The organism is Halomonas sp. NYA30 (assembly GCF_976980765.1).
Map to the genome: position 1 here is coordinate 2,868,829 of NZ_OZ334477.1, position 18,568 is coordinate 2,887,396.

General features: G+C 54.0%; 19 protein-coding genes. 8 read left to right on the top strand and 11 right to left on the bottom strand.

The window, feature by feature from the left end:
* The first annotated feature begins 77 nt into the window (after positions 1 to 77).
* The 3 genes from putA to ACWI0H_RS13370 all read left to right on the top strand — a co-directional run bounded on the left by putA (position 78) and on the right by ACWI0H_RS13370 (position 5,848).
* Entirely contained in the window at positions 78 to 3,269 is a 3,192-nt protein-coding gene (gene putA / locus ACWI0H_RS13360; RefSeq protein ID WP_485873678.1) for a bifunctional proline dehydrogenase/L-glutamate gamma-semialdehyde dehydrogenase PutA, read from the top strand.
* A 195-nt stretch (positions 3,270 to 3,464) separates the two neighbouring features.
* Entirely contained in the window at positions 3,465 to 4,955 is a 1,491-nt protein-coding gene (putP, locus tag ACWI0H_RS13365; RefSeq protein WP_485873679.1) for a sodium/proline symporter PutP, read from the top strand.
* 269 nt (positions 4,956 to 5,224) lie between these two features.
* On the top strand, positions 5,225 to 5,848 hold the full coding sequence (locus ACWI0H_RS13370) for an OmpW/AlkL family protein (protein WP_336274390.1): 624 nt from the start codon (positions 5,225 to 5,227) through the stop codon (positions 5,846 to 5,848).
* 92 nt (positions 5,849 to 5,940) lie between these two features.
* Here ACWI0H_RS13370 and ACWI0H_RS13375 read toward each other — a convergent pair whose 3' ends face one another.
* Positions 5,941 to 6,273 (bottom strand): YqcC family protein, encoded by a 333-nt coding sequence (locus ACWI0H_RS13375; protein WP_176304609.1) that lies wholly within the window; start codon positions 6,271 to 6,273, stop codon positions 5,941 to 5,943.
* A gap of 313 nt (positions 6,274 to 6,586) precedes the next feature.
* On the opposite strand from ACWI0H_RS13375, the gene ACWI0H_RS13380 reads away from it, so the two are divergent.
* The 4 genes from ACWI0H_RS13380 to ACWI0H_RS13395 all read left to right on the top strand — a co-directional run bounded on the left by ACWI0H_RS13380 (position 6,587) and on the right by ACWI0H_RS13395 (position 9,587).
* Positions 6,587 to 7,624 carry a DUF3549 family protein gene (locus tag ACWI0H_RS13380; protein ID WP_485873680.1) on the top strand — a complete coding sequence of 346 codons (1,038 nt, stop codon included), beginning with the start codon at positions 6,587 to 6,589 and terminating at the stop codon, positions 7,622 to 7,624.
* A 36-nt stretch (positions 7,625 to 7,660) separates the two neighbouring features.
* Complete coding sequence (locus ACWI0H_RS13385) at positions 7,661 to 8,101, top strand: putative ATP-dependent zinc protease (RefSeq protein WP_176304607.1); 441 nt, start codon at positions 7,661 to 7,663, stop codon at positions 8,099 to 8,101.
* A gap of 43 nt (positions 8,102 to 8,144) precedes the next feature.
* On the top strand, positions 8,145 to 9,053 hold the full coding sequence (rimK, locus tag ACWI0H_RS13390) for a 30S ribosomal protein S6--L-glutamate ligase (RefSeq protein ID WP_485873681.1): 909 nt from the start codon (positions 8,145 to 8,147) through the stop codon (positions 9,051 to 9,053).
* Between the two features lie 87 nt (positions 9,054 to 9,140).
* The gene (locus ACWI0H_RS13395) at positions 9,141 to 9,587 is read left to right on the top strand and encodes a hypothetical protein (RefSeq protein ID WP_336274387.1); all 447 of its coding nucleotides are present in this window, start codon (positions 9,141 to 9,143) and stop codon (positions 9,585 to 9,587) included.
* On the opposite strand, the gene ACWI0H_RS13400 is transcribed toward ACWI0H_RS13395, so the two are convergent.
* From ACWI0H_RS13400 to ACWI0H_RS13430, 7 genes are all read right to left on the bottom strand, one after another.
* Positions 9,584 to 10,306 (bottom strand): SanA/YdcF family protein, encoded by a 723-nt coding sequence (locus tag ACWI0H_RS13400; protein WP_176304605.1) that lies wholly within the window; start codon positions 10,304 to 10,306, stop codon positions 9,584 to 9,586. The genes ACWI0H_RS13395 and ACWI0H_RS13400 overlap by 4 nt on opposite strands.
* Before the next feature lie 18 nt (positions 10,307 to 10,324).
* On the bottom strand, positions 10,325 to 10,894 hold the full coding sequence (gene sufT / locus ACWI0H_RS13405; RefSeq protein WP_176304604.1) for a putative Fe-S cluster assembly protein SufT: 570 nt from the start codon (positions 10,892 to 10,894) through the stop codon (positions 10,325 to 10,327).
* A 49-nt stretch (positions 10,895 to 10,943) separates the two neighbouring features.
* On the bottom strand, positions 10,944 to 12,209 hold the full coding sequence (locus ACWI0H_RS13410; protein WP_176304603.1) for an aminotransferase class V-fold PLP-dependent enzyme: 1,266 nt from the start codon (positions 12,207 to 12,209) through the stop codon (positions 10,944 to 10,946).
* Between the two features lie 55 nt (positions 12,210 to 12,264).
* A complete protein-coding gene (sufD, locus tag ACWI0H_RS13415; RefSeq protein ID WP_485873682.1) occupies positions 12,265 to 13,605 on the bottom strand; it encodes a Fe-S cluster assembly protein SufD in 1,341 nt (446 codons plus the stop codon).
* The gene (gene sufC, locus ACWI0H_RS13420) at positions 13,602 to 14,351 is read right to left on the bottom strand and encodes a Fe-S cluster assembly ATPase SufC (RefSeq protein ID WP_336274385.1); all 750 of its coding nucleotides are present in this window, start codon (positions 14,349 to 14,351) and stop codon (positions 13,602 to 13,604) included. The genes sufD and sufC overlap by 4 nt, the downstream gene beginning before the upstream one ends.
* Before the next feature lie 71 nt (positions 14,352 to 14,422).
* Positions 14,423 to 15,865, bottom strand: a complete 1,443-nt coding sequence (sufB, locus tag ACWI0H_RS13425) for a Fe-S cluster assembly protein SufB (protein WP_176304600.1) — start codon at positions 15,863 to 15,865, stop codon at positions 14,423 to 14,425.
* 78 nt (positions 15,866 to 15,943) lie between these two features.
* Entirely contained in the window at positions 15,944 to 16,408 is a 465-nt protein-coding gene (locus ACWI0H_RS13430; RefSeq protein WP_008957030.1) for an SUF system Fe-S cluster assembly regulator, read from the bottom strand.
* 307 nt (positions 16,409 to 16,715) lie between these two features.
* Between ACWI0H_RS13430 and ACWI0H_RS13435 the strand changes: the two genes are divergently transcribed.
* The gene (locus ACWI0H_RS13435) at positions 16,716 to 16,919 is read left to right on the top strand and encodes a putative motility protein (protein ID WP_008957031.1); all 204 of its coding nucleotides are present in this window, start codon (positions 16,716 to 16,718) and stop codon (positions 16,917 to 16,919) included.
* Between the two features lie 70 nt (positions 16,920 to 16,989).
* Here the strand turns inward: ACWI0H_RS13435 and ACWI0H_RS13440 are convergent, their stop codons facing one another.
* The 3 genes from ACWI0H_RS13440 to ACWI0H_RS13450 all read right to left on the bottom strand — a co-directional run bounded on the left by ACWI0H_RS13440 (position 16,990) and on the right by ACWI0H_RS13450 (position 18,555).
* On the bottom strand, positions 16,990 to 17,328 hold the full coding sequence (locus ACWI0H_RS13440) for a zinc ribbon domain-containing protein YjdM (RefSeq protein WP_101145273.1): 339 nt from the start codon (positions 17,326 to 17,328) through the stop codon (positions 16,990 to 16,992).
* Positions 17,329 to 17,431: 103 nt separating this feature from the next.
* Complete coding sequence (locus ACWI0H_RS13445) at positions 17,432 to 17,908, bottom strand: YbhB/YbcL family Raf kinase inhibitor-like protein (protein ID WP_485873683.1); 477 nt, start codon at positions 17,906 to 17,908, stop codon at positions 17,432 to 17,434.
* A gap of 89 nt (positions 17,909 to 17,997) precedes the next feature.
* Positions 17,998 to 18,555 (bottom strand): hypothetical protein, encoded by a 558-nt coding sequence (locus tag ACWI0H_RS13450; RefSeq protein WP_485873684.1) that lies wholly within the window; start codon positions 18,553 to 18,555, stop codon positions 17,998 to 18,000.
* Between the last annotated feature and the right edge of the window lie 13 nt (positions 18,556 to 18,568).

An 18,568-nucleotide genomic window follows, 5' to 3' on the forward strand; every position in this document is an offset into this window, starting at 1 on the left:
GCACTCTACATTCGCTGACTAGCTTGGGCGTAACGCCCTGTTACCCATTCGTTCTGTTCAGACTTTCGGGGGCTTCAATGCTCAATGCCAAGAAAATGCGTGACCCTGCCATCTGGCAAACTGATCTCGACACTCTCATGGCGCGCGTTAGCGACCACTACCTAGTGGATGAAAGCGCCTATGTCAGCGAACTGATCAAGGTGTTGGATGCTGACCGCGACGACTTTGCCCGCATTGAAGCTAATACAGCCGCTTTGGTTCAGGATGTCCGTAAAATGGACACGGCCGTCGATACTATTGATGAGCTACTCCAGCAGTACAGCCTGGATACTCACGAAGGCCTGATGCTGATGTGCCTAGCGGAAGCCATGCTGCGCATTCCCGACAAAGCCACCGCCGATGCCCTGATTGAAGACAAACTTGGCCCCGCCGACTGGCAGTCTCACGTGGGCAAGAGCGACTCGTGGATGGTCAACGCCTCTACCTGGGGCCTGTTAATGACCGGGCGCGTGCTCAAGCTAGACCACCCTAAAGAGGGGCAGCCCGCCAACTTCATCAATCGCATGGTTAATCGTATGGGTGAGCCGGTGATCCGCCGCGCCATGTACGAAGCGATGAAGATCATGGGCAAGCAGTTCGTGTTGGGGCGCGATATTAATGAAGCGCTGAAGCGCTCAAAGCCGCTGTTCAATAAAGGCTATACCTACTCCTACGACATGCTGGGCGAAGCCGCCCGTACCCGTAACGATGCACAGCGCTATTTTGATGACTACGCACGGGCCATCGAGCAAGTCGGCAAAACCTGCAAAACGTTAAGCGATAAAACCCCGGCGCCGTCGGTCTCCATTAAGCTTTCAGCGCTTCACCCCCGCTATGAGTTTGGCCGCCGCGAGCAAGTGCTTGCCGAGCTGGTCGACACGGTCATAAAGCTGGTCAGCAAAGCGCGTGCACTGGATGTTGCGGTCACTATTGACGCTGAAGAGATTGATCGCCTGGAGATTTCTCTGGAAGTCTTCCGTGCAGTTTACGAAAGTGAAGCCGCCAAGGGCTGGGGTCACTTCGGTTTAGTGGTTCAAGCCTACTCCAAGCGCGCGCTGCCAGTGTTGCACTACATTAACCGTTTGGCCGACCAGCAAGGTGATGAGATTCCTTTGCGCTTGGTCAAAGGCGCTTACTGGGATACTGAAATTAAAGAGTCCCAGCAGCTTGGGGTCGACGGCTATCCGGTATTTACACGTAAAGCGGGTACCGATGTAGCCTATCTTGCCTGCGCGCAGTTCCTGCTCTCTAGCGACACCAAGGGGCGCATTTTTCCGCAGTTTGCTACCCACAATGCCCACACTGTGACGACTATTTTAGAATTTGCTAATCGCGATAGCCGTCCTTTTGAGTTTCAACGCCTGCATGGCATGGGCGAAGCCCTTTATGACGCTGCTCTTGAGCGTGCTCCGAAAGGTACCTACTGCCGAATTTACGCCCCGGTGGGTGCGCATAAAGACCTGCTGCCCTACTTAGTGCGGCGCCTGCTTGAAAATGGTGCCAACTCCTCGTTTGTTCACCAGTTGGTTGACCCTGACGTACCGGTCGAGTGGCTGTGTCAGCACCCGATTGAAACCCTGCGCCAGCAGCAACATCTGGCCAATATGAACATCCCGTTACCCAAAGACATTTACGGGCCCAAGCGGCGCAATTCACGTGGGGTAAATCTGAATATACGCAGCCACTACTATCCGCTCATGGAGAAGATGGCCGCGTTTATGGATCAGCAGTACCCGACGAAGCCGCTGCTCGCTTTTGATGTCGCTGACGACGCCGCCAATACCCATAGCGTTACCAGCCCATACGACCGCCAAAAAACCGTCGGTAGCGTTCAGTGGACGAGCAAAGAGCAAGCCACCCAGGCGCTGGATGCTGCCTGGGCCGCTTTCCCTCGCTGGGACGCCACCCCGGTGGCCGAACGGGCGGCTATTGTGCGTCGCTTGGGGGATTTGATGGAAGAGCATATGCCAGAGCTAATGGCATTGTGCTCGCGTGAAGGCGGTAAACTGCTTACCGATGGCGTCGATGAAATTAGAGAAGCCGTCGACTTCTGCCGTTTCTACGCCATGCGCGCTGAAGAGGATTTCGGCCAAGTCATCGAGCTCCCTGGCCCCACTGGCGAATCCAACCGCTTATTTATGGGAGGCAAGGGCGTATTCGCAGCCATCAGCCCCTGGAACTTCCCTGTCGCGATCTTCTGCGGCCAAATTGTCGCGGCGGCGGTAGCAGGTAACACAGTCCTGGCCAAACCGGCGGAACAGACGTCTATCGTCGCGCATCGTGTTATTGAGCTGCTCCACGAAGCGGGCATGCCCCGTGATGTCGTCCAGCTACTGCCCGGTGACGGCCCCACAGTCGGTAGTGTGCTGACCTCCGACTCACGGATCACCGGGGTAGTCTTCACCGGTGGCACCGACACCGCACAAATTATCAACCGCGCTTTGGCGGCACGAGAAAAGGCCCCTCTGGCCACCCTGATTGCGGAAACCGGCGGCATGAACGCCATGATTGTCGACTCTACCGCCCTGCCTGAGCAGGTGGTGGTAGATGTTATTCAGTCGGCCTTTCAGAGCGCTGGGCAGCGCTGCTCGGCGCTGCGGGTATTGTATCTACAAGACGATGTTGCCGACCGGGTCATTGAAATCCTCAAAGGCGCGATGAATGAACTGCGCATTGGCGACCCTCGCGATTTAGGCACCGATGTGGGGCCGGTAATCGATGAAGAGGCGCGCAAAGGCTTAATGGAGCACATCGAAAAACTCAAAGCCGAAAATCGTCTGGTCGCCGAAACACCGATGGCTGCTGAGCATACTCAAGATGGCACTTTCGTAGCGCCTGTCGCCTTCACGATTGATAGCATCGATTCACTCACGCGCGAGCAATTCGGGCCCATACTGCATATCGTGCGTTACAAAGCCAGCGAGCTTGATAAAGTTATCAATGACATTAACGGACGCAATTACGGCCTGACATTTGGCGTACATAGCCGTAACGAATCATTCGCCGCTGAAATAGCGCAGAAAATGCGCGTGGGCAATGTGTACATCAATCGTAATATCATTGGGGCTGTGGTGGGCGTTCAACCGTTTGGGGGTCAAGGGCTTTCTGGTACAGGCCCAAAAGCCGGCGGCCTTCACTACCTGCAGCGCTTTGTAACTGAAAAAACGATTACTAATAACACCGCCGCTTTAGGCGGGAACGCGTCGCTACTGGCGCTGGGTGATGAGTGAGCCGCTCATCACACCCGAAAATTTCTCCGACCTCACCCCAGCCTGACATTTGCTGGGGTACGTCAAGTGAATAGGAAAAGGGAATAACAGCCATTAACAACAACAAGACTGCGCCACAACCCACTCTTCTCGGTAAGCGCACTAACCTGTCGGCGCTACGTCCGACTTAATAACTAAGAAACAGGAGACTTTTTTATGGCTATTGGCGTTTGGATCAGCCTTTTTGCTTACTTTGCGCTCATGATTGGCATCGGCCTTTATGCTATGCGCAAATCCACATCCACCTCTGAAGATTACATGCTAGGTGGCCGAACCCTTAGCCCAAAGGTGGCGGCCCTGTCGGCTGGCGCTTCAGACATGAGCGGGTGGTTGCTGCTAGGGTTACCTGGGGCGATGTACGTATCCGGCTTGGGCTCAGCCTGGATCGGTATCGGCCTGTTCGTGGGTGCATTCTTTAACTGGGTGCTGGTGGCTCCGCGCTTGCGTGAACAGACGGTTCACTATGGCAATGCGATTACGATTCCAGCCTTCTTGGCCAACCGGTTCCCCACTCGGTCAATGTCGCTGAGAACGGTCTCCGCCATCGTCATCGTTATCTTTTTCGCAGTATACACGGCGTCAGGCTTAGTGGCAGGCGGTAAGCTGTTCGAAAGCGCCTTTGCTGGCGTCATCAACATTGGTGGCTTGAGCGATTACGCTACGGGCATCATCATCACGCTGGGTGTGGTACTGCTCTATACCGTGGTCGGCGGCTTCCTGGCCGTGAGCATGACGGACTTCGTGCAAGGCTGCATCATGATGCTGGCCTTGGTGATCATGCCTGCGGTGGTGCTGTTTGGCGAAGGTGGTGGTGGTTTCACCCAAGCATCACAAACGCTCAATGAAGTCGATCCCACGCTTCTGTCGTGGACAGAAGGATTGACCTTTATCGGCTGGCTCTCTGCCGTTACCTGGGGCCTGGGTTATTTCGGCCAACCACATATCATCGTTCGCTTCATGGCTATCCGAACGCTGAAAGATGTGCCTATTGCCCGCAATATCGGCATGAGCTGGATGGCCATCTCGCTGATTGGCGCAGTCTCTCTGGGCATATTTGGCCGTGCCTACGCGGTTCGTAATGGCATGGACGTAGAAGATCCGGAAACGATCTTTATTATCCTAGCCGAGCTGTTGTTCCACCCGCTGATCACTGGCTTCCTCTATGCTGCTCTGCTGGCGGCGGTCATGAGTACCATTTCCAGCCAACTGCTGGTGGCGTCTTCATCACTGACCGAGGACTTCTATCGCCTGTTCTTTCGTAAAGAAGCGACCGATAAAGAGTGTGTGGGCGTAGGCCGGATCAGTGTCGTACTGGTTGGCTTGGTGGCAGCCGTTATCGCGTCAGACCCGGATTCACAGGTGCTTGGACTAGTTAGTAATGCCTGGGCAGGCTTTGGTGCCGCGTTTGGCCCGCTGATTATCTTGTCGCTGATGTGGTCGCGCACGAACGGTGCTGGCGCTATCGCTGGCATGGTAGTGGGTGCCGCCACTGTCATGATCTGGATTGCATTGGGCTGGAACGGTGAATTTATGGGTGGTCCCGGTGTGTATGAGATCATTCCCGGCTTCATCGCTTCCTTTATTGCTATCCTGGTAGTGAGCAGTATGACAGCCGATGCGGGTGAATATCAGCACATCACTCGCTAACCAATAAGTTGTTCATGAGACCTTTACGTGTCAGATATATCGACAACAGGAAGGTCTCTACATTACAGCCCTTCTGCGCTGTATGTGATCGGGCCACCTTCGGGTGGCCTTTTTATGCCTGCCGTTCATGTTGTGAATAACGAATCTGGCGTTAAGACAATCACCCCTTGCCCTAGATCAATAACCAGTGACCACCTCTTTATTAGACTCTTAAACATCATGAAGTGGCTTATCCATAGCCGCTTAGCCATGCCACTAGGAGTCAACTCATGCGTAAAGCCGCCCTTCCCACCCTACTCGTTTCCAGTATTGCCGCTGCGGCTTTGATGACCAGCAGCCAGGTATTCGCCTATGGCGCGGGTGACTTTTTTACCCGCGTGGGTGTTGCAAAAGTGGACCCGACAAGCAATAACGGTGAGATATTAGGCGCCGATGTTAATGTCGATGCAGAGACGAATTTTGCCTTCACGCTAGGCTATCGCTTCCACGACAAGATGGGGGTCGAGCTGCTGGCCGCGCTACCCTTCAAACACGACCTGCAAGTGGAAGGCGTGACTGATGGCTCTACCAAGCATTTGCCACCTACCCTCACACTACAGTACTACCCGTTAGGGGGTACCGAGGCCCGTGTTCAGCCTTATGTCGGCGCAGGTATTAACTACACTCGCTTCTCTGACGAAAAAACCGATATCGGCGCATCATTGGAGCTTGACGACTCCTGGGGCGCAGCGGGTCAAGTCGGTATCGATCTGCTGATTGATGAACATTGGGCGTTAAATGCTGCGGCGTGGTACATCGATATCGATTCCGATGCCAAGGTGGGCGGCGCAGAGGCGGGCACCGTTGAGATCGACCCAGTAGTGGTAATGGCGGGCCTCAGCTACCGTTTCTAAGCTGCCTTAAAAGCGTTATGACGGATGCAATTTACAAAGCCTGCTTTGCGGCAGGCTTTGTCTGTTAAATCGCTTCCATCTTTAAATAGCGTTCAGCTTTCAGTGACTAACTGGTCAACTTTCTCTACCGCGTGTACAACAAGCAATTGATGATGTGCAGGTGTTTTCTCCTGCTGCAAATACGCGGCCACAGCGGGAGCCACTTCGCACTTGGCAGGCATGGCGGCGCGGGCCTCAATTAAGGCGTTTAAGCGAGCAATGAATACAAAGCGCACCCATTGAGGCAGCGACATCGTGTCAATGCAAAACGGCTGCTGGCTGGCGAATGCATCAGCGTCAGGTGTCGGCATACGCCATAGATCGGCGGCTTTCATCGCGGCTTCAAGTTCTAGAAGTGCTGTCTGTAGCGGTTGAAAAGTACTCATAACGTCGTTTGTAACTACCTCGTAAAATGAAAAAGCGTATCTTATTACCATTATCCCCATTCGGCTGGCTGCTTGCCAATCACGCTCACTTGTGAAGAGTTATCCATAGACTCACAGAAAACCTGCACGAGCCTGTGGATAAACTATGGAAAGGTGTCGCAGCGCTTGCTCTCATGGGGCTTTCGCACAGTTGTTTACTTTTTAACCACACTGTCATGTAAGGCATCCTCATTGGCCGGTATTTATCCGTCTCGGCGGCTGACAGTGACCCATCATCAAGGTAGAGTGCAGGCTTGCAACGCGGAAGGATGTCATGCAACCGATTCAAACCCTTGATGAGTTTTTTACCCGCAGCGGCGCAGAGGTTTCCCTTTACCATATGGGCCGCCATGTGGTCGCCTGCCCACGGGAGTCCCTCGCCGCCTTTGAGCGTGGCGAACTGGCGTGGCCAGAACCTTGGCAAGGCCAAGCACGTTTAGCCATTCTGTTCCGTTTGGGGGATATGCCCGAACCTGCCATTTGGTTTTTAGCTCTGCCACTCGATGAACAGGGGATGCTTGCCCCTGCTCAGCGTGATGCGTTTTTAAATCGTCTGCTGGAAACATTAGGTCGAGCTGTTTCTCAGGTGGGACGTGAAGAAACAGCGGACGTGGACCACTTAATGAAGGATAATCCCCTCGCCTTTACGCCCAGCGTTACCTTTCAAGCGATGCTCAATGCCCGTGCCACTTCTGACGCAGGGCTACCTGCCAGCCAGCATTTTGAGCCGGTTGAGGATTACTTGAGTGGCCAGCAGGCGATTGATTGGCAGGCATTGGGATTACAGGGAATTGCCGATTACGTCGTTCGTATGGAGTCGCCCGACGCGGACACGTTAGCGCTGAGACTGCCTGACCTACCTACCGCCGTTATTAACTCCGTGTGCTACTGTTTAGAGCACCAGCCACTACCACAGGCATTAGTCGCCGCGCTGCAACGTCGTGGCGAAGCCGCCGCACAAGCGGGCGACATTGAAACCTTATGTGCTTGCCTGCGCGCTGTGGGTAATACGGATGCAATAGCGGTGGGCAATTGGTACTCCGCCTTACTTAAAGACACCACAGTTTGTGGGCCGGATATGCTGGCTGCCATAGCCGGGCGTGGCTGGGTGTATCTTGAAGACGCTGAGCGCTTACCTCTTTTTCTACAGCGTTTGGCGGAAGATGAGCGTACTGATTTTGCCGCGGTAGTGCGTGATCTTGCTCTCATCCCACGGCTACGTTTACCGGTCATGATGGCCATGCGTGATGCGCCCGAAGGCTCTTCTATTCAACACCGTTTGAGCATGATGATGTCGCAGAGAAAGGCTTGATTTGATGTTGTCATTTTTAATTGCAAGGAGTGAGCCGTGAAGGAATTACCCTATCAGGCCAAGGCGGTCATTGGACGCCGTGAAATGGTGACGTTACCTGAGCTAGGGCTTCACCTGTGCTGTAAAGCAGACACTGGTGCGCGTACTTCTGCCCTGCATGCAGAAGAGATAGAGACACATGAAGATGAACATGGTCAACTATGGGTAAGTTTTATTACCCACAGCGCTGGGCCAACTACACCCGCCCATCGCTACAGTCTACATTTACATGATCGACGCCGAGTCACCAGTTCAAACGGACATAGCGAGTGGCGCTATGTAATACGTACCCCAATGCAAATGGGTGATTTGAATTTTCCGGTTGAATTGACCCTGACTGACCGCAGCAATATGCGCCACCCAATGTTATTAGGACGCCGCGCTATGCGCCGCCTGCTAATTGCACCCGGTGCGGCATTTTTGCACGGTGAGCCTTAACCCCTTTTATTAGCCGCCTTTATTTAGACTCGGAGTCCCCTACATGCATATCGCTCTGCTATCGCGCAACCGTAATTTGTACTCTACACGCCGCCTGGTTGAAGCTGCAGAGCAGCGTGGGCATACCGCTCGTGTGGTGGACACGCTGCGCTGCTATATGAGCATTACCTCCCACCACCCTTCGATTCACTATAAAGGTCAAGAAATTGAGCACTTTGATGCGGTCATCCCCCGCATTGGGGCGTCGGTGACCTTTTATGGGTGCGCGCTGTTACGCCAGTTCGAGATGATGGGCACCTACGTTATCAACGATAACGTTTCAATTACCCGCTCGCGGGACAAACTACGCTCACTTCAGCTATTGTCACGCAAAGGGCTGGGGCTACCGATTACCGGCTTTGCGCACTCTCCGGACGATATTCCTGACTTGATAACCATGGTCAAAGGCGCCCCGCTGGTGATTAAGCTGCTTGAAGGCACCCAGGGAATTGGCGTGGTGTTAGCGGAAACGAACCAGGCGGCGGAATCAGTCATTCAGGCCTTCATGGGTATGAAAGCCAATATCATGGTTCAGGAGTACATTAAGGAAGCACGCGGTGCTGATATTCGCTGCTTAGTGATCGGCGATAAAGTCGTGGCTTCGATGAAGCGTCAGGCGGCGGATGGTGAATTCCGCTCGAACCTACACCGCGGGGGCTCCGCCAGCGTGATTCGAATCACTCCTGAAGAGCGTTCAACGGCGATTCGTGCAGCCAAGGCCATGGGCCTGCGCGTTGCCGGTGTCGACTTGCTACGCTCAAATCACGGCCCGGTGATTATGGAGGTTAATTCTTCGCCTGGTTTGCAGGGCATTGAGAACGCCACCGGCAAAGATATTGCGGGCATGATCATTGAGCACATTGAAAGAAATGCCGCCCCAGCTCGTAAAACGCCGCCCAAGCCTAAAGGCTAAGGCAAAATCTTAAAATAATCCGATTCGGGGGTGGCAAATCGACGCTGTCCCCCCCACAATCTGCGTCACCGAAGGAGGTAGACGCTCATGTTTCTCGATAATCGCCAAGTGGCGATGGACAGCGTATTGGAAGCGCTGGCCGATAGCATTGATTATTTCCAAGACAATATCGAACGCCTGCGCCCCTCACTGCGCGACGCTTTAAAGCCGCATTATACTGAGCGGCTTAAGCAGATGCGTAAATTGCAGGAGCTTGCCCGTGCGCATTTGAAAATGCTGCCTCGGGATGCAGACGTTGAACGCGATGACTTTTTATGGCTTTGGAGCCGTCTAAAAAGCTTCGTAGGTAACGATAGCCAAGTATTGATCAATGAGTTATTAGAGCAAGAGCGTGTATTGATGCAGGCGCTCTCTTCGCTCTTTACCCATCCGCTACCTGATCCCATCGAACCGGTGGTAGAGGAATGCATGCGGGGGTGCCGTAAACTGATTCGCGAGCTCTATGCGCTGCAAAAGCGCAAAACGCATCGCTAGGGTGCCGAAAAGCGTTCGTTTAGTGACGGCAGAATTAGCTCGATGGGCGCACGCTTCTTAAACTCTATGGGCTCTGGAGTGCCGAGGAAATAGGGCTCCCTGCCCCATAGATACAGATCGCCCAGGGTAGCCACACGCGCTGCCCACTCGCGCAGTTTTAACCGCCACTCGACTCCCACCGTGGCATCATCCGCCACGCAGCCAGTAACATCCATCCCCAACGCACGTCCAATGTACACCGCGCGGGGAAGGTGCCAGCTCTGGGTAATCAGTAGCGCTTTATCCAACTGAAACACATCCCGTGCCCGCGCAAGGGTGTCATAAGTGCTAAAGCCCGCAAAATCCATGGTCAATTGCTCTGATGCAACGCCGCGCCGATAAAGCTCGCGCCACATCGCTCGTGGCTCGTTATACGCTTGGGTACGATTATCTCCAGACAGCAACAGATGCTCGACCTGGGACTGTTCAATCAAGGTGGCCGCAGTACGCATTCGCGCATGAAAGTGCGGATTCCGAACACCGCTGCGCGTCCAGTGAGAAGTACCGAAGACGACTCCCACACTCGCGGGACGGCACTGCTGCGGTTGACGTTCGATATAAGCAGCTGTCGTCGCGAGCACCCAAAAATTGCCACCTATAAACAGCAATGTCGCCAGCAGCGACAGTGCTCCTAGCGACATTAGTAAGCGCTTTAACCATTTCAACAAGAGGTTATGCATCCAGTTCCCCAGCTGGGGTTAGAACATGCCGAGTTCAAGCTTGGCCTCGTCACTCATCATGTCACGGCTCCAGGGGGGACTGAAGACTATCTCGGTGTGTACTTTGCTGATCTGCGGTGCACCAAGAATCTTATTGCGCGCATCCGCTGCAATAACATCGCCCATACCGCATCCCGGGGCGGTTAGCGTCATACGAATAGTCGCAATGCGCTCGCCGCTGATCAGGCGCTCAATGCGGCAGCCGTAAACTAGGCCCAAATCAACAATATTGACGGGGATCTCTGGATCGAAGCAGGTGCGTAACTGATCCCACACAAACTGCTCGATTTCCTCTTCACTGGCAGTTTCAGGTAGTGTGGGGCGGGGCAACGACTCAAGCCCCAGCGCATCAAGGTTGCTCCCCTCAATCAAGTACAGGCGCCCCTCAAAACCGACGCTCACCGAGCTACCTTTAGCCTGCATGACGCTGACTACGCTATCTTCGACGAGCGTTTCCGTACTACCAAACGGAATGGCAATAGCCTCCACATCGCGCTGGAGCGGCAACTGTTGACCCCGTTCGAGACTGGCTACTTGCTCAAGATCCATATCTGTCCTTAAAAACGTTCTTCAAAGAGCTGGCCTTAAAGAACCGACCTTAACGCACCATACCAATGACACGATTGAGTGCTTCAATAAAGCTATCCACTTCTTCGAACGTATTATACGCAGCAAATGAAGCACGGCACGTCGCATCGACTCCGAAATGATGCAGCAAGGGCTGCGCGCAGTGGTGGCCGGTGCGAATAGCCACGCCGAGTTGATCTATCAATAAGCCGATGTCTTGCGAATGCGCCCCTTCCACCACAAACGACAACACGCCTGCTTTTTGCGGTGCGGTGCCTAAGATACGCAGCCCATCGATTCGTCCAGCCGCTTGCGTCGCGCGGTCAAGCAACTGCCCTTCCCACTCGCCGATAGCAGCAACACCAACGCTTTCTACCCACTCAAGTGCACGCCCCAGCGCAATGACTTCCGCAATGGCGGGCGTTCCGGCTTCAAACTTGTGCGGAAAATCGGCGAAGGTGGTGCCTGCACCGAAAGAGACGGTTTTAATCATCTCACCGCCGCCCTGCCAAGGCGGCATCGCCTCCAGCAAAGCCTGCTTGCCATACAGCACGCCTACGCCGGTTGGCCCATACACTTTGTGGCCCGAGAAGGCGTAAAAGTCAGCATCAATCGCCTGCACATCGACTACCTGATGAGGGGCAGCTTGGGCACCATCAATCAGAATCAAGGCGCCGTGCTGGTGAGCAAGTGCCGCCATTTCCTGCACAGGGTTAATGGTCCCTAGCGCATTAGAGACATGATTGACCGCTACCAGCTTTGTACTCTCACTCAGCAGTGCGCGATAAGCAGCCATATCCAATGCGCCATTAGCCTCAACGGGAATCACTTTAATGGTAAACCCGATCTCGGCGGCCAACAGTTGCCAGGGCACAATATTGGAGTGGTGCTCCAACATTGAGATCAGCACTTCATCGCCAGGTGCTAGGTTTTTACGCCCCCAGCTCTGAACGACCAAGTTGATGGCTTCCGTGGTACCGCGGGTAAAGATGATCTGACGCGCATCTTCCGCGTTGAGAAACGCCCGCACCTTGTGACGCGTGCCTTCAAACGCCGCCGTTGCCTCATCGGCAAGGGTATGCAGCCCACGGTGAATATTGGCGTTATAGCGTGAGTAATAATCGCTGAAGACGTCAATCACCTGTTGAGGCGTCTGGCTAGTCGCCGCGTTGTCTAAATAGATTAGCGGCTTGCCGTGCACTTCACGGGCAAGCACCGGAAAATCCTGACGCAGACGGGCGACATCAAAGGGTGCTTGCACTTGCGCGGGCGCCTGCTCAATAACGGTATTTGGCATCAATCACTCCTCGTTGAGCCCTTGAGGCTAGTCTTTAAAAGCGGGTCTTAAAGAACTAGTCGTTAAGTGCGGCTGCCGCTTCAACAAGCCCAGCAAGATTAAAGCGCTCCGGCAACTTACCCGCAACCGCGAGTTCAACGCGCTCGGCAATCGCATCCAGGCTAACTTTATCCAACACCTCTCCCGCAAAGGCGAGGGTTAGCAGGCCTCGTGCGGTGGCTTCATCGATACCGCGCGTGCGCAGGGCATAGACCGCCTCTTCGTCCAGCTGGCCGGTAGTGGTGCCGTGTGAACACTTAACATCATCGGCGTAGATTTCAAGCTCAGGCTTGGCATCGATGTGAGCACGATCCGAAAGCAGCAGGTTTTGATTGCTCTGAAACCCTTCAATTTTCTGGCTGTCGCGCTTGACGTAGACCTTGCCGTTAAACACGCCGTGAGCGCGGTCATCCAGAATGCCTTTGTAGTTCTCATTAGAGAACGTCAGCGGCGCATTGTGGTTGACCTTGGTGTGGTTATCGACGTGCTGGCGACCTTGACCAAAGAACAGGCCCAGGAAGTTGGTTTCCGCGCCCTGGCCGTTCAAATCACTGATCAAGTCGTTACGCACTAGTGCGCCGCCCAGGCTCAGGTTGTACGAGGTATAGCGTGTATCGCGGCCCTGCTCGACATGAATGCTCGCCACATGCATATCACCCAATGGTGCTTCTTGTAGCTTGTAGTGAGCAAGGATCGCCCCACGATCAAGCATCAGTTCACCCACGACGTTGGTGAAGTTGGTCGCTTCGCTTTCGCCGGTGAAGTGTTCAATTAACGTGGCTTCGCTGCGGCTACCTGCTTCCACCAGTACGCGCGGGTGACACATCACCGGCTGGCCAGCGCGGGACAGAAACTGCAGCAGGATAGGTTTCTCAACGACCGTTCCCGGTGCAATGCGCACCACAGCGCCCTCTTCCATAAATGCCGTATTCAGCGCCGCAAACGGTGAGAAATCCACCCCGGTTAAGCGACCCAGCGGGCCACCAACTGCTTCGTGGTTCTCCGCCAGCGCCTTGGAAAGCGGTAACACCTGGACGCTTGAAGGCAACGAGTCCACATCCGAGAGCGCCGACGAGAAAACACCATCCACGAAGGTCAGGCGGTAAGCATCAATGGGCAGCGTCAGCGCCGCGGCACTGACCTGAGAGAACTCGGCGTTGTCGGCGAGCGCAAAGTTGCCTTGAGCAATTGAGCGCACGTCGGTGTATTTCCACTCTTCATCACGCCGAGTCGGAAAACCCAGCGCTTCAAAGCGGGCTGCACCCGCCTGACGACGTGCAGCAATCCACGTGGGCTCCGCCTGATAGTGCGGGCTGCGCGCTTTGAGTGTATCTAAAAAGGTTTGCGTATCGCTCATGCCACAGACTCCTCGATACCTTCGTACCCATTGGCTTCCAACTGCTTAGCTAGTTCAGCGTCACCGGTCTTAACGATACGACCATCGACCAGGACGTGAACCTGATCAGGCACGATGTAATCCAGCAGGCGCTGGTAGTGAGTCACTAGCAGAATGGCGCGGTCTTCAGCGCGCAGGCTGTTGACACCATCGGCGACCACTTTCATGGCGTCGATATCCAGTCCAGAGTCGATTTCGTCGAGCATCGCAAGCTTCGGCTGAAGCACCAGCATTTGCAGGATCTCGTTGCGTTTTTTCTCACCGCCAGAGAAGCCTTCATTAACGGCGCGCTGCAGGAAGCTGGCGTCCATTTTCATGTAACCAAGCTTCTCTTTCACCAGCTTCATAAACTCCGGCGCTGGCATTTCGCCTTCGCCGCGGGCGACGCGCTGGGCATTCAGCGCCGATTTCAGCAGGTAGATATTTTTAACACCCGGGATCTCGACCGGATACTGAAAACCCAGCAGCAGGCCCGCCTGGGCGCGTTCTTCAATTTCCATTTCGAGCACGTCTTTGCCTTCAAAGGTAATGGTGCCCTGGGTGACTTCGTAGCCATCTTTACCAGCGATAACCGCCGATAACGTCGATTTACCCGCGCCGTTCGGCCCCATGATGGCGTGCACTTCACCCGCGTTGATAGTCAGGGTGAGGCCTTTCAGGATTTCATTGCCTTCGACGGTGACGTGTAAATCATTTACTTGCAACATATTGATTACCTTCTAATTCTGGCGAGTCGCTACGGCGACACTAATAAAATGAGTGACTGAAGGGCTAGGGATTAACCTACCGCGCCTTCCAGGGTGACATTGAGCAGCGCTTCGGCTTCTACGGCAAACTCCATCGGCAGCTCTTGGAAGACGTCTTTACAGAAGCCATTCACAATCATGCTGACCGCGTCTTCTTCCGAGATACCGCGACTCTGACAGTAAAACAGCTGATCTTCACCGATTTTGGACGTGGTCGCTTCGTGTTCGATAGTCGCCGTGCTGTTGCCAATTTCCTGATAAGGGAAGGTATGCGCACCGCACTTATCGCCAATCAAAAGCGAATCGCACTGGGTAAAGTTACGCGCCCCTTTGGCACGCGGGCCGATTTTCACCAAGCCGCGATAGGACTGATCACTGCGACCGGCAGAGATACCTTTAGCCACGATATAGGAACGGGTGCCTTCGCCAATGTGAATCATTTTGGTGCCGGTGTCGGCCTGCTGGCGTCCGTTCGTGACCGCAACGGAGTAGAACTCACCAATACTGTCCTTGCCGCGCAGTACGCAGGAAGGGTATTTCCAGGTAATCGCCGAGCCAGTTTCAACTTGAGTCCAGCTAATCCGTGAACGGTCGCCACGGCAGTCGCCACGCTTAGTAACGAAGTTGTAGATACCGCCCTTGCCATTCTCATCACCGGGATACCAGTTCTGCACGGTGGAGTACTTGATGTAGGCATCGTCCAGAGCGACCAGCTCAACGACTGCAGCGTGCAGCTGGTTTTCGTCACGCATCGGCGCGGTACAGCCTTCCAGGTAGGAAACCTGGGCGCGGCTTTCGCAAATAATCAACGTGCGCTCAAACTGGCCGGTATTGGCCGCGTTAATGCGGAAGTAGGTAGACAGCTCCATCGGGCAAGTCACGCCTTCCGGCACGAATACGAAAGAGCCGTCGGTGAAGACCGCTGAGTTGAGCGCCGCGAAGTAGTTATCCGCCACCGGCACCACGGTGCCCAAATACTGCTTGATCAGTTCCGGATAGTCGCGGATAGCCTCGGAGATAGAGCAGAAGATAACCCCTGCTTCACCAAGCTGCTTTTTGAAAGTGGTGGCTACCGACACGGAGTCAAATACTGCATCAACGGCAACGCCAGCCAGCGCGGCACGTTCATGCAGCGGAATACCCAGCTTCTCGTAGGTCTCCAGCAGCTTGGGATCGACTTCATCCAGGCTCTGGGGGCGGTCTTCCGGGCGCTTGGGCGCACTGAAATAGGAGATCGACTGGTAATCGATCGGTGGGTAATCGAGATGCGCCCAGGATGGCGCTTCCATCTTCAACCACTGACGATAGGCATCCAAGCGCCACTCCAGCATCCACTCGGGTTCGCCCTTTTTCTTGGAAATAAAGGCGATGGTGTTTTCATCCAGGCCAGGTGGCAGGGTGTCGCTTTCAATATCGGTTACGAAGCCGTCTTTGTATTCGCGACGAACCAACTGTTCCATTTCTTCGCTTGCCATGGTGATACCCTCCGGGCAGTTGGGTGGCGAGATTATCGCCTTTAATAATAAAGTAGGCCTGCTGTGCTTGCGCCGCGCTTAGGCCGACGCCGCCGACAGGCTGATCGTTTGAATAGGCAGTTGCACCGGCAATTTTATGGGTGCTGTATCGGCTAAATGCGCTAAGGTCACGCTTTCAAGCAGCGTTCGCATCGCCAATGAAACCCGCTGCCAGTTGTCAGCCACACCACAGGTAGCCACAAGCTCGCAATCGCCTTCCGCTTGGCTACACTCGGTCATGGCAACAGGGCCTTCAATCGCCGCAATAATGTCAGCTGCCGTAATCTGTGATGCTGGCCGCGCCAAGCGATAACCGCCTTGCGCACCACGCTGGGAAACCAACAGTCCCGCACGTGCCAACATTTTAAGTGTTTTACTTACTGTGGGGTGTGGCAGCTGCACAGCCTCAGCCAAGTCGGCCGCTGCATGTGATGCTTGGGAGTGACGGGCAATTTGTGCCATCACTACAGCGGCATAGTCTGTCAGCCGAGAAAGCTTGAGCATGTCGACTCCCCTTTTATGTGCTTGGTACGCAGTCAATCAACTGGTTGGCTGCATCAATTGAGTACCATTTTAGTCCTGTATAAATTTGATGTGAAGCCCTTGAGCTAAATGGTTAGCAATTTGAGCAAAATAACAGCACGATCGACGCCAATCGCATCAAAAACAACAATCATTATCATTTAAAAAAGCTATTAGCTTTATACTGCTGCTGGCTATCGCTTTGCATGTATGAACAGCGTCTGGTAATTTCGATTGAGTATTGAGTGCCATCGCTCTGGATGGCGGCTTGCTATTCGAGGATTAAAAGATGGATTCAGCAGTCAACAATATGGTCAGCGCCTCAATGGCGATGCAGCAGGTGCAAGTAGTCCAGCAGGCCCAGTTTAACGTTTTTAAAGAGGCGTTAGACGGACAAGCAGCGCATATTACTGCGCTAATGGACAGCGTTGCCCAGGCGCCACAGCTGGCCACAAGTGGAAGCGTCGGTACGCAAATTAATACTACTGCGTAAAAGTCGAGGGCTGATAAATCAATAGCCCCCTGACATCAGAGGGCTATTTTTTTGACTGCCTGGTTTAACACTAGGCTTTCTTAACAAATTCAGATTTAAGCTTCATCGGGCCGATGCCGTCTATTTTACAGTCGATATCGTGATCGCCGCCCACCAACCGGATACTCTTCACTTTGGTGCCTACTTTAACCACCAGTGAACTACCTTTAACCTTCAAATCCTTGATCACCGTGACACTATCGCCGTCGACCAACATGTTGCCGTTAGCATCGCGCACGCCTGAAGCTTCTTCAGCGCTCTCCTCTGCTACCTTTGACCACTCGTGGCCACACTCTGGGCAAACGTATTGAAGCCCATCATCGTAGCTAAATTCGGAAGCGCAGGCAGGACAGTTAGGCAGATCACTCATAGGAAGGCTCCATCGCTTGGCTAAAAGAAAAGTCTGGTTCAAGGTCTAAGAAAGCGATGGAGCCTACACGGATTATTCCGCTTGTCTACTTTTGCGGATGCGATCAATCACGCTGATACGTGCCTACCAAACGATTCATGCCTAGCAGATTAGGCTCTACTTCTTTGAGAAGCTCGGCAAGCGTCAGCCCTTCAGGCAACGACGTTTGATGGTCCAGTGCTAACACCCAGAAATAGTAAAGATGTTTACCATGCCCTTCAGGGGGCATCGGACCAAAGTAACCAACTTCGCCTTTATCATTGGCGCCAGCAGTGCCCACAACACTCTTTTCAGTTAACTCATGGGTATCAGCGGGCAAGTTATAGAGCACCCAATGTACAAAGCCGTAGCTGCCATCCTTGACCAAAGGAGCATCTGGATCGTGACAGATAACAGCGAAACCCTGGGTTCCCTCAGGGGCATCTTTCCAAGCTAGGGCAGGCGAAACATTTTCCCCCTCACCAGTGTGCTTGGAAGGAATCGCTTGATGATCAGCAAACGCTGGGCTGGTAACCTGCATTGATGAAAGTGCAAATGCCATGCTTTTCTCCTCGGTCTATCTGATGGGCCTTGGTTTATCTGATGCCTTGATTTATCTGATGAGCCGCTGCTGAGTGTGAAGGCTATTAATCAGCGGGTCACCTGCTCAGCGTGTTGTTGCCACCACTGCTGAGCAGACGCCACATTCTCAGCATTATGTGTGGGGTCAAGTACTACCCCTAACTGAACGTAATCTCCACCTGTTCGAACCATTAGCTGAGGATCTTGAGTGGCTAGCTGAAGCGCGTAGAGAACCAGCATTTGTTCATACGCATCGCTGGTGTTCAACCGAGCAAACAGCAGTGGAACAGCAGGAAGCCCTATTTCGCCTAATTGCTCAGCGGCAATGTACCAGGGACGACGGTTGTCACGATCACCGTAACTGGTCACAAAACGCCGATCGGCCAAACGGCTAACATAATAGGACGCTTCCTCTTCGGGACTGATAAATAGCGGCGGCACCCAGTCACTCGCCGTGACGGCCTCCGGCGCTGTCGTGGCGGCAGGCGCGGGTTGCGAGCTGGCTAACGGTGCATCAGCCGCTGTCTGGCTAGGGGTGGGCGAAGGATGCTGTCCACCGGCACAGCCCGCGAGCAATAAGCTTACACCTACCCCTACCACCCTTAGATATAGCGCACTTCGCTGCATTGTCAGGCTTCCT

Bases quoted from the DNA above. Each gene is read 5' to 3' on its own strand.
- sufB (WP_176304600.1), bottom strand. From the start codon at position 15,865: ATGGCAAGCGAAGAAATGGAACAGTTGGTTCGTCGCGAATACAAAGAC.
- ACWI0H_RS13430 (WP_008957030.1), bottom strand. From the start codon at position 16,408: ATGCTCAAGCTTTCTCGGCTGACAGACTATGCCGCTGTAGTGATGGCA.
- ACWI0H_RS13380 (WP_485873680.1), top strand. From the start codon at position 6,587: ATGCAACCGATTCAAACCCTTGATGAGTTTTTTACCCGCAGCGGCGCA.
- ACWI0H_RS13410 (WP_176304603.1), bottom strand. From the start codon at position 12,209: ATGCCAAATACCGTTATTGAGCAGGCGCCCGCGCAAGTGCAAGCACCC.
- ACWI0H_RS13375 (WP_176304609.1), bottom strand. From the start codon at position 6,273: ATGAGTACTTTTCAACCGCTACAGACAGCACTTCTAGAACTTGAAGCC.
- ACWI0H_RS13440 (WP_101145273.1), bottom strand. From the start codon at position 17,328: ATGAGTGATCTGCCTAACTGTCCTGCCTGCGCTTCCGAATTTAGCTAC.
- sufC (WP_336274385.1), bottom strand. From the start codon at position 14,351: ATGTTGCAAGTAAATGATTTACACGTCACCGTCGAAGGCAATGAAATC.
- putA (WP_485873678.1), top strand. From the start codon at position 78: ATGCTCAATGCCAAGAAAATGCGTGACCCTGCCATCTGGCAAACTGAT.
- ACWI0H_RS13450 (WP_485873684.1), bottom strand. From the start codon at position 18,555: ATGCAGCGAAGTGCGCTATATCTAAGGGTGGTAGGGGTAGGTGTAAGC.
- ACWI0H_RS13400 (WP_176304605.1), bottom strand. From the start codon at position 10,306: ATGCATAACCTCTTGTTGAAATGGTTAAAGCGCTTACTAATGTCGCTA.
- ACWI0H_RS13445 (WP_485873683.1), bottom strand. From the start codon at position 17,908: ATGGCATTTGCACTTTCATCAATGCAGGTTACCAGCCCAGCGTTTGCT.
- ACWI0H_RS13395 (WP_336274387.1), top strand. From the start codon at position 9,141: ATGTTTCTCGATAATCGCCAAGTGGCGATGGACAGCGTATTGGAAGCG.
- rimK (WP_485873681.1), top strand. From the start codon at position 8,145: ATGCATATCGCTCTGCTATCGCGCAACCGTAATTTGTACTCTACACGC.
- sufD (WP_485873682.1), bottom strand. From the start codon at position 13,605: ATGAGCGATACGCAAACCTTTTTAGATACACTCAAAGCGCGCAGCCCG.
- sufT (WP_176304604.1), bottom strand. From the start codon at position 10,894: ATGGATCTTGAGCAAGTAGCCAGTCTCGAACGGGGTCAACAGTTGCCG.
- putP (WP_485873679.1), top strand. From the start codon at position 3,465: ATGGCTATTGGCGTTTGGATCAGCCTTTTTGCTTACTTTGCGCTCATG.
- ACWI0H_RS13370 (WP_336274390.1), top strand. From the start codon at position 5,225: ATGCGTAAAGCCGCCCTTCCCACCCTACTCGTTTCCAGTATTGCCGCT.
- ACWI0H_RS13435 (WP_008957031.1), top strand. From the start codon at position 16,716: ATGGATTCAGCAGTCAACAATATGGTCAGCGCCTCAATGGCGATGCAG.